A 12,322-nucleotide genomic window follows, 5' to 3' on the forward strand; every position below is an offset into this window, starting at 1 on the left:
CAAGCGAGACCGAGACGCATTGTCTGAACCGTTACCCTTCCCCTAAGGGGCGGACTGGCTGTCCCCAAGGCCGTCCGCCCCGTTTTTTTGCCCGCATGACAAACGGTTACGCGATTGGGCGAACCCTTGCCGATGCCGCGAAAGTGAAAAGAAATTTCTTCACTTTCGACGTGAAAACCCGCATTTCCGAAGCAATAACAATCAATTCGGAAAGAGGCACGACATCATGCAAACACCAATCACGATCCGCGCGCTCGCGCTTGTCGCTCTGGGCACCGTTGCAGCCTGCGGCGACACCGCTGTCGAACAGGCCCTCATGGGGGGCGGAGCCGGGGCGGCCACGTCTATCGTGCTGGACGGCAATGTCGCGACCGGCGCGTTTGTCGGCGCCGCGGCCAACGTGGCCTACTGCCAGAAATATCCGACGCGCTGCTGATCCTGCGCGCCTGACACCGGCTTTCGGGCCATCACTCACATCCACGGCCATCGCGGGGTATCCCCGCGGTGGCCGTTTTGCTGCGACCGCTTCGGGGGGCGTTCCCCCGCAGCCAAGAGACGGAAGGGACGACAGATGTTCAACAAGATCCTGATTGCTAACCGGGGCGAGATCGCCTGCCGGGTGATCAAGACCGCCCGCAAGATGGGCATCCAGACGGTGGCGATCTACTCGGACGCCGACAAGAACGCGCTGCATGTGCAGATGGCCGACGAAGCGGTGCATATCGGCCCGCCGCCGGCCAACCAGTCCTATATCGTCATCGACAACGTGATGCGCGCGATCAAGGAAACCGGCGCCGAAGCGGTGCACCCGGGCTATGGTTTCCTGAGTGAAAACAGCAAATTCGCCGAAGCACTTGAAGCGGCCGGCGTGGCCTTTGTCGGCCCGCCCAAGGGCGCGATCGAGGCGATGGGCGACAAGATCACCTCGAAGAAAATCGCCCAGGAGGCCGAGGTTTCGACCGTGCCGGGCTACATGGGCCTGATCGAGGACGCCGACGAGGCGGTCAAGATCTCCAACGAGATCGGCTACCCGGTGATGATCAAGGCCTCCGCCGGCGGCGGCGGCAAGGGCATGCGCATTGCCTGGAACGATGAGGAAGCGCGCGAGGGCTTCCAGAGCTCGAAGAACGAGGCCGCCAGCTCCTTCGGCGATGACCGCATCTTCATCGAGAAATTCGTCACCCAGCCGCGCCATATCGAGATCCAGGTGCTGTGTGATGCCCACGGCAACGGCATCTACCTGGGCGAGCGCGAATGCTCGATCCAGCGCCGCAACCAGAAAGTGGTGGAAGAGGCGCCCAGCCCCTTCCTGGATGAGGCGACCCGCAAGGCGATGGGCGAACAGGCCGTCGCCCTGGCCAAGGCGGTGGGCTATACCAGCGCCGGCACGGTGGAATTCATCGTCGACGGGCAGAAGAACTTCTACTTCCTGGAAATGAACACCCGCCTGCAGGTGGAACACCCGGTCACGGAACTCATCACCGGCGTCGATCTGGTGGAACAGATGATCCGCGTCGCCGGGGGCGAGAAGCTCTCGATCACCCAGGCCGATGTGAAGCTGAACGGCTGGGCGATCGAGAACCGGCTCTACGCCGAGGATCCCTATCGCAACTTCCTGCCCTCGATCGGGCGGCTCAGCATGTACCGCCCGCCGGCGGAAATTGCCGCCGGCCCGCTTCTGCGCAACGGCAAGTGGCAGGGCGAGGCCCCCGAAGGCCCGACCGCCGTGCGCAACGATACCGGCGTCTATGAAGGCGGCGAGATCAGCATGTATTACGACCCGATGATCGCCAAACTCTGCACCTGGGCGCCGACCCGCGAAGAGGCGATCGAGGCGATGCGCATCGCTCTCGACAGTTTCGAGCTGGAAGGCATCGGTCACAACCTGCCATTCCTGTCGGCCGTGATGGATCACCCGAAATTCATCACCGGCGACATCACCACCGCCTTCATCGCCGAGGAATATCCCGATGGCTTTGACGGGGTCGAACTGCCCGAGCTCACGCTGCGCCGCATCGCCGCCAGCGCCGCCGCCATGCACCGCGTGGCCGAGATCCGCCGCACCCGCGTGTCGGGCCGGATGGACAACCACGAACGCCGTGTCGGCACCGATTGGGTGGTCAGCCTGCAGGGCGAAAGCTTCCCGGTCACCATCGCCGCCGATCACGACGGCTCGACCGTGACGTTCTCGGATGGCTCCTCGCACCGCGTGACGGGTGCCTGGACCCCGGGCGACAGCCTGGCCGAGATGACCGTCGATGGCGAACCGCTGGTGCTGAAGGTGGGCAAGATTACCGGCGGTTTCCGCATCCGCAGCCGCGGCGCGGATCTCAAGGTGCATGTGCGCACCCCGCGCCAGGCGGAACTGGCCGCCTTAATGCCCGAGAAACTTCCGCCTGATACATCGAAGATGCTGCTTTGCCCGATGCCGGGCCTGATCGTGAAGGTCGATGTAGAAGTGGGGCAGGAGGTTCAGGAGGGCCAGGCGCTCTGCACTGTCGAGGCGATGAAGATGGAAAACATCCTGCGGGCCGAAAAGCGGGCCGTTGTCTCCAAGATCAACGCCGGCCCGGGCGACAGCCTGGCCGTCGACGACGTGATCATGGAGTTCGAGTAGGGCTCTTGGGCGTTGCGGCGCATATCGCGGGCAAGCGGGCGCGGCAGGGCATGGCCCTTGCCGCGCTCGGGTTCCTGCTCGCATGCGACCGCCATTCCGAGGCCGAGGCGAAAGCGCTTGCCTCGCAATGGTTCGAACTGGGGGAAACGCTCTATTTCAATTCGCAACGCGGCTGCACCGCCGCCGTCTACCGCGCCCGCACCGGCGAGGTGAAATCGCGCGTGCCACTGTTTTCCAGTGTCGGCGCGGTGTTTGCCAGCGCGGCGCAGGACCGTGCCTTTGCCCTTTCTGTTCCCGATACTTCGGCAGATGCGCTGTTCCTCGAGATCATGAATGCCGACCGGCCCACCGGTGTTGCCGTGCAGGCGATCGGCGTGGGCGGCAAGCCCTGCATGAACGATGAGGCCCGCGCGGCGTTCTATGCCGCGCTGACCGCGGCACCCTCGGTTATGGTGTTCTCGCGGGCCGACGGCGCTTTTGCCGTGCTCGACCCGGTGCGCCGCACCGTGGTTCTGACCAGTGGGGATGTCTGATGGCACGTGCCCTTGGCATCACCTCGCAGGCGCCGCGCGCCTATCGCCCGCGCCGCATGTCGATTTCCTGTTGGCGCAAAGGCATCTTGTCGATCGAGCGAGAGATTTCCCGCACGTTCCAGGGCAGCGGTTTGCGCAGGTATACGTTGCCATCCTTGCCCACCAGGACCAGCATGAAGCCCCGCGGCCGGAATTTCACGCGCAGCTCGCTGGCCTCGGCCGGATCGGTGTCGAGCAACAGCACCACGTCACGCTCCAGCAGATCCTCGGGCCGCTCCGACAAAAGCCGCATCTGTTCGACGAAACGCGGGTCGCCGGGACTGTCGGCAAACACTACCAGCACCCGTTTTTTCCATAGAAATTGGCTCAAATCCATCTCGTCGACCTGCGGGGCAAGCGGGGCGACGCTGTCGGTCACGCTCTCCTGCGCGGTGGCGGGAAGCGCGAAAAACGCCGTGATAACAAGGGCCAGGATCGGTTTCATCGGTTCTCCTCAGGCCCAAGATATAAGTCCCTTGGCGGGGAATGCGACCATTGAATGCACAGGCGGGGGAAAAATCCACCCCGTTAAACGCTTTGTGAGAATTGGAGGCACAGGATGCACGTGCTGACCAATCGACCGCTTTCCGCGGTCCTCATTCACAAGGCCGCTGCCATCATGGACGTCATCCTGCATATCGGGGCGCATCGCACCGCATCCACCACGCTTCAACACTACCTGCGCGCCAACCTGCACGCGCTGCGCGATCAGGGGATCGGGTTTGTCGGCCCGCGCAGAACCCGCGATGACGGCCTGCTCAGCGGTATCCAGCCCGACGGGGCAGGCGCGGCGCAACCGGACCAGGCGCGCCGCCGGATCGCGCGGCGCTGCGGCAGGGCGGCGAAATCCGGTCTTCGCCATCTTGTCATCAGCGATGAAAACATGCTGGGCAGCGTGCGCCGCAACCTGCGCCAGCGGATGTTCTACCGCGATGCGGGCGCGCGGCTGGCGCGTTATGCCGACGCCTTCGACGGTCGGGTGGCGCGCGTTGTGCTTTCGCTGCGCGGTCTGGACGCGTACTGGACCTCGGCTCTGGCCTTCGGCGTCGGGCGGGGGCGCCCCTTGCCCACGCCAGGCGATCTCGACCGGCTGGCGCAGACGCGCCGCAGCTGGCGCAACCTGGTCGAGGAGACGGCGGCGGCCTTCCCGGATGCCGAGATCCAGCTGCACAGTCACGAAGATCTGGCCGGCCGGCCCGAGCGGCGGCTGTGGCACATGGTGGGTGGCGGGATCGAGCCACCGATGAACGCGGCGCGGCTCTGGCTCAACCGCGCGCCGGACCTGCCCGAACTGCGCCGCCTGCTGGCCGCGCGCGGCGAAAACGCCGAGACCCTGCCCTCGGGCACGGGCCGTTGGGCCCCGTTCGACGCGGCGCAGCTGGCCGCGCTGCGCGAAACCCATGCCGATGACATGTTCTGGCTGCGCGCCGGGGCAGACGGCACCGCAAAACTGATCGAGGAAGCGAACCCGGACCAAGGCGGGACCAACCTGCCGGACGGGACCAAGACAAGAGGACAAAAGGATGACGGACAAGACGGACGCATGGCGCGCGCTGGCTGAGAAAGAGCTTCGCGGGCGCCCGCTCGACGATCTGACCTGGAACACGCTGGAAGGGATCGCGGTCAAACCGCTCTATACCGAGGCCGATACCGCGGACCTGCCGCATATGGGCAGCCTGCCGGGGGCAGAGCCCTTCACCCGCGGCGTGAAGGCGACGATGTATGCCGGCCGGCCTTGGACGATCCGGCAATATGCGGGCTTTTCCACCGCCGAAGAGTCGAACGCCTTCTACCGCAAGGCGCTGGCCGCCGGGCAGCAGGGCGTTTCGGTTGCCTTCGACCTGGCCACGCACCGCGGCTATGACAGCGATCACCCCCGCGTGGTGGGCGACGTGGGCAAGGCCGGCGTCGCCATCGACAGCGTCGAGGACATGAAGATCCTGTTCGACGGCATTCCGCTCGACAAGGTGTCGGTCTCGATGACGATGAACGGCGCGGTGATCCCGATCCTGGCCAGCTTCATCGTCACCGGCGAAGAGCAGGGCCATGACCGCAGCGTTCTCTCGGGCACCATCCAGAACGACATTCTGAAAGAGTTCATGGTGCGCAACACCTATATCTATCCGCCCGAACCCTCGATGCGGATCATTTCGGACATCATCGAATACACCTCGAACGAGATGCCGAAATTCAACTCGATCTCGATTTCCGGCTATCACATGCAGGAGGCCGGCGCGAACTTGGTGCAGGAGCTGGCCTATACCCTGGCCGATGGGCGCGAATACGTGCGCGCGGCGATCAATGCCGGCATGGACGTTGACAAGTTCGCTGGCCGCCTGTCGTTCTTCTTTGCCATCGGCATGAATTTCTTCATGGAGGCGGCCAAGCTGCGCGCCGCGCGCCTCTTGTGGCACCGCGTGATGACCGAGTTCGGCGCCAAGAACGAACGCTCCAAAATGCTGCGCACCCATTGCCAGACCAGCGGTGTCAGCCTGCAGGAGCAGGACCCCTACAACAACGTCATCCGCACCGCCTATGAGGCGATGGCGGCGGCGCTGGGCGGCACGCAGTCGCTGCACACCAATGCGCTCGACGAGGCGATCGCCCTGCCGACCGAGTTCTCGGCCCGCATCGCCCGCAACACCCAGCTGATCCTGCAGGAGGAAACCGGCATCACCAATGTCGTCGATCCGCTGGCCGGCTCCTACTATGTCGAGAGCCTGACCAACGAGCTGGCCGAGAAGGCTTGGGCGCTGATGGAAGAGGTCGAAGAGATGGGCGGCATGACCAAGGCCGTCGAATCCGGCATGCCCAAGCTCAGGATCGAGGAATCCGCCGCCACCCGCCAGGCGATGATCGACCGTGGAGACGAGGTGATCGTCGGCGTCAACAAGTACCGCCGCGAGACCGAGGATCCGATCGACATCCTCGATATCGACAACCAGAAAGTGCGCGAGGGCCAGATCGCCCGGCTGGAGAAAATCCGCGCCGAACGCGACGAGGCCGCCTGCCAGGCCGCTCTCGACGAACTGACACGCCGCGCCAAGGACGGCGGCAACCTGCTCGAAGCGGCGGTCGAAGCCGCCCGCGCCCGGGCCTCCGTGGGGGAAATCAGCATGAGCTTGGAAAAGGAATTCGGCCGCCACCGTGCCGAGGTGAAAACCCTGGCCGGCGTCTACGGCGCCGCCTACGAGGGCGACGAGGGCTTTGCCGCGATCCAGAAATCGATCGAGGCGTTTGCCGAGGAAGAAGGCCGCCGCCCGCGGCTCCTGGTCGTCAAGATGGGCCAGGACGGCCATGACCGCGGCGCCAAGGTGATTGCCACGGCCTTTGCCGATATCGGTTTCGATGTCGATGTCGGTCCGCTTTTCCAGACACCGGAAGAGGCCGCGCAGGACGCCATCGACAACGATGTGCATGTTGTCGGCATTTCCAGCCAGGCCGCGGGCCACAAGACGCTGGCGCCGCAGCTGATCGAAGAGCTGAAGAAGAAGGATGCCGAGGACATTATCGTGATCTGTGGAGGGGTGATCCCGCAGCAGGATTACGAGTTCCTGAAAAAGGCGGGCGTCAAGGCGATCTTCGGTCCCGGCACCAACATCCCGCATGCCGCGCAGGAAATCCTCGATCTGATCCGCGCCGCGCGCGGATAAGCGGGCAGGGGGGGGCTGTCTGCCCCCCCTGGTGCAAATTGCCCTTGCAATTTGCACCACCCCCCCCCGAGGATATTTGCAGCAAGATGAAGGAGGGGGCATGTCGATCCGTGCAAAGATCATTCTGGGCCAGGTGATCGGTCTGGCCTGGGCGGTCACCGTGGTCTGGCTGCCGATGACTATGTCGGCGCCCTTCATGCCGCTCAACACCGTGATGATCACCGCGCTGATGCCCGGCGGTCTCGTGCTACTGGCGATGGTGTCGATGATCGCGCTCAGGCGGCTGTTCGATTCTTCGGTGATCGCGGGCGGCGCGCTGCATCCCGGCTCGCGCGCCGAGATCGATCAACGCGCGCTTTCGAACACGTTGGAACAGCTCGTCGTGGCCATCGTGCTCTGGCCCTTCGCGGCGCTGACGCTGGGCGGGTTCGTTGTTTTGTGGATGGGGATCAGCTTCGCGCTCGCGCGGCTGGTCTACTGGCTGGGCTACCATGTCTCGCCGCTTGTCAAGTCGGTGGGCTTTGGCGCAACATTCTATCCGACGGTTCTCGCCACGCTGTGGGCCGTGCTGAAATGGGCAACATGAGGGGGCGTTGATGCTGAAACTCGATCACCTGGCCGTGGCCTGCACCGACCTCGAAGAGGGGCGCGCCTATGTCGAGGCGACGCTGGGCGTGCCGATGCAGGCCGGTGGCAAGCATGTGAATTTCGGCACCTACAATTACCTGATGGGGCTCGAGGACGGCGTTTATCTCGAGGTCATCGCGATCGACCCCGACGCGCCTGACCCGGGGCGCCGCCGCTGGTTCGACCTGGACGATTTCTCCGGACCGCCGCGGCTGACCAACTGGATCTGCCAGACCGGGGATATCGACGCGGCGCTGGCGCTTGCGCCCGATGGTATGGGCGCGCCGCTGGATCAGCGCCGCGACGACCTGACCTGGAAAATGGCCGCGGGCGAAGAGGGGCATTTGCCGGTGTCCGGCGGGTTCCCGGCGGTGATTTCCTGGGGGGACACGCCGCACCCGTCCACCCGGCTTGCGCCCACCGGCGTGCGGCTGGAGCGGCTGGTCATCACCAACCCCGAGGCTGAACGGCTGACCCGCGTGCTCGAACCGCTCCTGTCGGATGCGCGGATCGTAATCGAAGCGGGCGAGAAGGCGCTGCGTGCCGAGTTCTCGACACCCTTGGGCAGGCGGGTCCTGGAGTGATCCGCCCGGCCGAGCCGCGCGATGCCCCGGGTATCGCCGCGATCTGGAACCACATCATCCGCGACACCACGATCACGTTTACTACCGAGGAAAAGACCGAAGCCGGGCTAGTGGCGATGATGGCCGAGCGCGCGCCGGGCTTCCTCGTGGCTGAGGAGGCGGGCGAGGTGCTGGGGTTTGCCACCTATGGCACCTTCCGCAACGGCCCCGGCTATGCCCATGCGCGCGAACTGACCATTCAGCTGGGCCCCGGCGCGCGCGGCCGCGGCGTGGGCCGCGCCCTGATGAATGCGCTCGAGGACGCCGCGCGCAGTGAAGGCGTGCATGTGCTGATGGCCGGGATCAGCGGCGCGAACCCCGGCTCGGTCGCGTTCCACGCCCGTCTGGGGTTCGAGACCTGCGGTACGATCCGCGAGGTTGGGCACAAGTGGGGCAACTGGCTCGATCTGGTCCTGATGCAGAAAATTCTCTGACCCGGGCGCAGTTTGCGCCCTGACAGGGCCGGGCGGAGCGGGTAGGGTGCGCCCATGTCGATCTGGTCCCGTATCACGGCCGCTGTTTCCGCGCTGGCCAAGGGTGAACCCCTTTCGGCGGTGTTCGAGCATCTGCGCACGCCGCCCGAGCGCTCGGTCGCCTTTACCATCGCGGTGATCGCGCTGGGCGCTAAAATGGCCAAGGCCGACGGCCAGGTGACGCGCGACGAGGTCACCGCCTTCCGCGAGGTGTTCCAGATCGCGGAAGAGGACACGGCGGGTGCGGCCAAAGTGTTCAACCTCGCCCGGCAGGACGTGGCCGGCTACGAGGATTACGCCAGAAAGATCCGCGCGATGTTCGGGGACGGCTCGGAAACGCTGTGCGACCTGATGGAGGGGCTGTTCTATATCGCCATGGCCGACGGTACCTATCACCCCAACGAGGACGAGTTCCTGGCCCGTGTCGCCGGCATTTTCGGCCTGCCCGAGGCCAAGTTCCGCAGGCTGCGCGCACGTTTCGTGCAGGATGTCGAGCCCGACCCCTACGACGTGCTGGGCGTGGCCCATGACGCGCCGCTCGACAGCATTCGCGAGGCCTGGCGCACCCAGGTGCGCGAAAGCCACCCGGACCGGCTGCTGGCGCGCGGCCTGCCCGAAGAGGCGATGAAACTGGCCGAGAAGCGGATGATCGCCATCAACCACGCCTGGGAGGAGATCCGGAAGGAAAGGGCCTGAGCCGCCATGCGCATCGCCACCTACAATGTCGAATGGTTCAACAACCTCTTTGACGACGACGGCCATCTTCTGATGGATGATGGCTGGTCGGGCCGGCAGGACGTTACGAGGGCCCGGCAGATCGAGGCGCTGGGCGTGGTCTTTGCCGCCATGGATGCCGACGCGGTGATGGTGATCGAGGCGCCCGACCATAACGGCACACGCAACACCGTCCCGGCGCTCGAAGAGTTCGCCCGCGCCTTCGACCTGCGGGCGCGCCGCGCGCTGGTCGGCTTCGAAAACGATACCCAGCAGGAAATCGCCCTGATGTACGATCCGGATGTGCTGAGCGTCCGGCACGACCCGCAGGGCGACGCGACCGGCAAGAAGGGCGCCCGCGGTGCGCCGCGCTTCGACAGCGTCTTCCGCATTGACCTCGATATCGACGCAACCGAGGACCTGGTGCGCTTTTCCAAGCCCCCGCTCGAGGTGGCGGCGCAGACGGCGGACGGCTTCGCCTTCCGCCTCATTGGCGCGCATCTGAAATCCAAGGCCCCGCATGGCGCGCGCGGCAAGGATGCGATCATGCGCGCGGCGATCCAGAACCGGCGCAAGCAGCTGGCCCAGGCGATCTGGCTGCGCCGCCGGGTCGAGGAACACCTCGAGGAGGGCACGCCACTCATCGTGCTGGGCGATCTCAACGACGGTCCGGGGCTCGATGAGTACGAGGGCCTCTTCGGCCGCTCCTCGGTCGAGATCGTGCTGGGTGAACATGACGGTATCCCGCTCTATGACCCGCATGCGCGCCTGGCGCTGCAACGCCTGATCGGGGCCCAACCCACCTCGGCGCGGTTCTACATCGCCGATCATCATCGCTATCTGCAGGCGCTGCTGGACTACATCATGGTGTCGCCCGATCTGCGCAGCCATGCGCCGCGCTGGCGGATCTGGCATCCGTTCGACGATCCCGATTGCTGGCATGTGCCGGAGCTGCGCGAGGCGCTGATTACCGCCTCCGATCACTTCCCGGTCACGCTCGATCTCGATCTGCCGTCTTAAATTTATGACCCGGAATGACTATATTAGGAACATGAGGAAAATCGCTCTCATCACCTGTGCTGCTATTCTCGTCGCACCCCTTCACGCGCAAGAAGCCGAAGATGACGGCTTTTCGCTGATGGAGGAGGGCGCGAAGCTTTTCATGCGGGGCATCATGCGGGAAATGGAGCCCGCGCTCGACGATCTCAAGAAGTTCTCCGAGGAGATCGAGCCGGGCCTCAGGCAATTCGTCGAACAGATGGGCCCGGCGCTGGGCGAGTTGATGGAAAAGATCGACGATTTCACCGCCTATCATCCGCCCGAAATCCTGCCCAACGGCGATATCATCATTCGCCGCAAGACCCCGCTGGAACGCGAGATGGAAAAGCAGGACGGCGAAGAGATCGAGCTCTGAGCCGCGCCTATCCTGGCAGGTGAATCCTGAACCTTTCCCGGATCGCCCGGTCAAGCATCGGGTCGAACCGCGCCGCCGACGGTTCGGCCAGGATCGCCTCTTTGCGTGCTGTGGCCTTGCCGATCAGGTCCGGCTTGCCCTTTTCCTCCCACTCCTTGGGCGATGTCCGGTCGCCAAGGCTGGGATAGACGTGATCGGCCTGCATCCGCGCCAGTGTCGCGCCGGTGCCCAGGTAATGGCCCGATCCGCCCAGGCAGACCTCGCGCATCTGGTCCAGCGCCAGGGTTTCGTCATCCACCTCGATCCCGCGCACGCAGCGCAGCGCCTGGCCGATCAGGTCATCGCCTAGGATCAGGCTTTCGTGGCAGAAGCCCAGAAGCGAAGCATGCATGCCCGCGGCCTCGTAAACCATGTTGAGCCCCGCCAGCCCCGCCATCACGTTCGAGCACATCTGCTCCCACCCGGCCTGCATGTCGGGCAGTTTGCTGTCGGCAATCCCGGCCGCGGCGCCGCCGGGCAGGCCATAGAACCGGTGCATCTGCGCACAGCCTGCGGTCAGCAGCGCCTGCTCCCCCGATCCGCCGGTCATCGCGCCGGTGCGCAGGTCCAGGCCAAAGGGCCAGGTGCCGAAAATCGCCGGGTGGCCGGGTTTTATCGCGTTCACATAGATCACGCCCGCCAGGCACTCGGCCACCGCCTGCACGATCGCGCCCGCCACGGTCGACGGTGCGGTCGCGCCTGCCATGCCCGCGCTTAGCAGCAGAACGGGCATGCCGCCCGCGATTACCCGCTCCATCACAAGGCAGCTTTCGGTGGCGAATTTCATCGGCGGCACGACAAAACAGTTCGAGTTCGACACGAAGGGCCGCGCCCGCCAGGCATCCTCGCCGCCAGCGATCATGTGCAGCATCTCCAACGCGTCATCCACGTGATCGGCCTCGGTGAACGAGGTGCCCACATGCTTCGTCGTGCCGGCGCAGCAGGCATAGACCGTGTTCAGGTCCATGTCCCGATTGTCCTCGATATCGCGGCAGACCATCGGGCGTTGCAGGAAATGGATATTGTCCAGCCGGTCGGTGATACGGGCGGCATCGAACAGGTCCTGCGCCGTGCTGTGGCGATAGTTGCGGCCTTCGACATCCACCATGCTCACCGCCGCTCCGGCGGTGCCATAATGCACCCGCGCGCCCGACAGCGTCAGGTCATGCGCCGGATCGCGGCCAAACAGCGTGATGTCGCGGGCGGCCTTGGCCAGCATGTCCTCGACCAGCGCGGGCGAAAACCGCAGACGCCCGTCATTGCCCAATACGGCACCGGCCGCGGTCATCACCTCGATGCCGGATTGCGGCGCATCGGCCAGGCCGATCTCTTCCAGTGCCTGCAACGCGGCGCGGTGGATGCGGGTTTCATCCGCTTCGCTCAGCGGGCGATAGAGCCCGCCTTCCAGCCCGGGGCGGATCGGGCGAATGGCCTCGCTCAGCGGGGCCTGCCGGGCGGCGCGGCGGGCGGTGCGGCCGCCGCTGCGGCGTAGGGTGCGTGTTGTCATGTGGTAAAGTCCTTGAAGGTGTTCGAAACAGGGTCAGTTGCGAACACCGCCCGGCCGTCCCCGTGCCGCACGGCCACGCTCTG

Annotated in this window: 13 protein-coding genes; 11 read left to right on the plus strand and 2 right to left on the minus strand. The window is 65.3% G+C overall.

The annotated features are described in order from the left end of the window. The first annotated feature begins 226 nt into the window (after positions 1-226). The 3 genes from E0501_RS04730 (at position 227) to E0501_RS04740 (ending at position 3,150) form a co-directional block, all read left to right on the plus strand. On the plus strand, positions 227-436 hold the full coding sequence (locus tag E0501_RS04730; RefSeq protein WP_137700178.1) for a hypothetical protein: 210 nt from the start codon (positions 227-229) through the stop codon (positions 434-436). Positions 437-571: 135 nt separating this feature from the next. Further along, complete coding sequence (locus E0501_RS04735; RefSeq protein ID WP_137700179.1) at positions 572-2,617, plus strand: acetyl-CoA carboxylase biotin carboxylase subunit; 2,046 nt, start codon at positions 572-574, stop codon at positions 2,615-2,617. A gap of 5 nt (positions 2,618-2,622) precedes the next feature. Further along, positions 2,623-3,150 (plus strand): hypothetical protein, encoded by a 528-nt coding sequence (locus tag E0501_RS04740; protein WP_137700180.1) that lies wholly within the window; start codon positions 2,623-2,625, stop codon positions 3,148-3,150. A 40-nt stretch (positions 3,151-3,190) separates the two neighbouring features. On the opposite strand, the gene E0501_RS04745 is transcribed toward E0501_RS04740, so the two are convergent. Further along, positions 3,191-3,634, minus strand: a complete 444-nt coding sequence (locus tag E0501_RS04745; protein WP_137700181.1) for a DUF4174 domain-containing protein — start codon at positions 3,632-3,634, stop codon at positions 3,191-3,193. A 174-nt stretch (positions 3,635-3,808) separates the two neighbouring features. Between E0501_RS04745 and E0501_RS04750 the strand changes: the two genes are divergently transcribed. The 8 genes from E0501_RS04750 to E0501_RS04785 all read left to right on the plus strand — a co-directional run bounded on the left by E0501_RS04750 (position 3,809) and on the right by E0501_RS04785 (position 10,693). Then, entirely contained in the window at positions 3,809-4,750 is a 942-nt protein-coding gene (locus E0501_RS04750) for a hypothetical protein (protein ID WP_137700182.1), read from the plus strand. Beyond that, a complete protein-coding gene (gene scpA / locus E0501_RS04755; RefSeq protein ID WP_137700183.1) occupies positions 4,713-6,842 on the plus strand; it encodes a methylmalonyl-CoA mutase in 2,130 nt (709 codons plus the stop codon). Before E0501_RS04750 ends, scpA begins: the two co-directional genes overlap by 38 nt. 100 nt (positions 6,843-6,942) lie before the next feature. Beyond that, positions 6,943-7,428, plus strand: coding sequence for an MAPEG family protein (locus E0501_RS04760; RefSeq protein ID WP_137700184.1), 486 nt, complete (start codon positions 6,943-6,945; stop codon positions 7,426-7,428). Between the two features lie 10 nt (positions 7,429-7,438). After that, on the plus strand, positions 7,439-8,053 hold the full coding sequence (locus E0501_RS04765; RefSeq protein ID WP_137700185.1) for a VOC family protein: 615 nt from the start codon (positions 7,439-7,441) through the stop codon (positions 8,051-8,053). Further along, the gene (locus tag E0501_RS04770; protein ID WP_137700186.1) at positions 8,050-8,526 is read left to right on the plus strand and encodes a GNAT family N-acetyltransferase; all 477 of its coding nucleotides are present in this window, start codon (positions 8,050-8,052) and stop codon (positions 8,524-8,526) included. Before E0501_RS04765 ends, E0501_RS04770 begins: the two co-directional genes overlap by 4 nt. 54 nt (positions 8,527-8,580) lie before the next feature. Beyond that, positions 8,581-9,261, plus strand: a complete 681-nt coding sequence (locus tag E0501_RS04775) for a molecular chaperone DjiA (protein ID WP_137700187.1) — start codon at positions 8,581-8,583, stop codon at positions 9,259-9,261. Positions 9,262-9,267: 6 nt separating this feature from the next. Further along, a complete protein-coding gene (locus E0501_RS04780) occupies positions 9,268-10,299 on the plus strand; it encodes an endonuclease/exonuclease/phosphatase family protein (RefSeq protein WP_137700188.1) in 1,032 nt (343 codons plus the stop codon). A gap of 31 nt (positions 10,300-10,330) precedes the next feature. Next, the gene (locus tag E0501_RS04785) at positions 10,331-10,693 is read left to right on the plus strand and encodes a hypothetical protein (RefSeq protein ID WP_137700189.1); all 363 of its coding nucleotides are present in this window, start codon (positions 10,331-10,333) and stop codon (positions 10,691-10,693) included. A gap of 7 nt (positions 10,694-10,700) precedes the next feature. On the opposite strand, the gene E0501_RS04790 is transcribed toward E0501_RS04785, so the two are convergent. Next, positions 10,701-12,239, minus strand: coding sequence for a trimethylamine methyltransferase family protein (locus E0501_RS04790; protein WP_137700190.1), 1,539 nt, complete (start codon positions 12,237-12,239; stop codon positions 10,701-10,703). Positions 12,240-12,322: the final 83 nt, after the last annotated feature.

Origin of the sequence: Marimonas lutisalis, from assembly GCF_005434965.1 — a bacterium.
Lineage (GTDB): Bacteria > Pseudomonadota > Alphaproteobacteria > Rhodobacterales > Rhodobacteraceae > Marimonas_A > Marimonas_A lutisalis.

Coding starts and splice junctions, on each gene's coding strand:
- E0501_RS04785 (WP_137700189.1), top strand. CDS start 10,331: ATGAGGAAAATCGCTCTCATCACCTGTGCTGCTATTCTCGTCGCACCC.
- E0501_RS04760 (WP_137700184.1), top strand. CDS start 6,943: ATGTCGATCCGTGCAAAGATCATTCTGGGCCAGGTGATCGGTCTGGCC.
- E0501_RS04780 (WP_137700188.1), top strand. CDS start 9,268: ATGCGCATCGCCACCTACAATGTCGAATGGTTCAACAACCTCTTTGAC.
- E0501_RS04790 (WP_137700190.1), bottom strand. CDS start 12,239: ATGACAACACGCACCCTACGCCGCAGCGGCGGCCGCACCGCCCGCCGC.
- E0501_RS04775 (WP_137700187.1), top strand. CDS start 8,581: ATGTCGATCTGGTCCCGTATCACGGCCGCTGTTTCCGCGCTGGCCAAG.
- E0501_RS04735 (WP_137700179.1), top strand. CDS start 572: ATGTTCAACAAGATCCTGATTGCTAACCGGGGCGAGATCGCCTGCCGG.
- E0501_RS04745 (WP_137700181.1), bottom strand. CDS start 3,634: ATGAAACCGATCCTGGCCCTTGTTATCACGGCGTTTTTCGCGCTTCCC.
- scpA (WP_137700183.1), top strand. CDS start 4,713: ATGACGGACAAGACGGACGCATGGCGCGCGCTGGCTGAGAAAGAGCTT.
- E0501_RS04730 (WP_137700178.1), top strand. CDS start 227: ATGCAAACACCAATCACGATCCGCGCGCTCGCGCTTGTCGCTCTGGGC.
- E0501_RS04750 (WP_137700182.1), top strand. CDS start 3,809: ATGGACGTCATCCTGCATATCGGGGCGCATCGCACCGCATCCACCACG.
- E0501_RS04765 (WP_137700185.1), top strand. CDS start 7,439: ATGCTGAAACTCGATCACCTGGCCGTGGCCTGCACCGACCTCGAAGAG.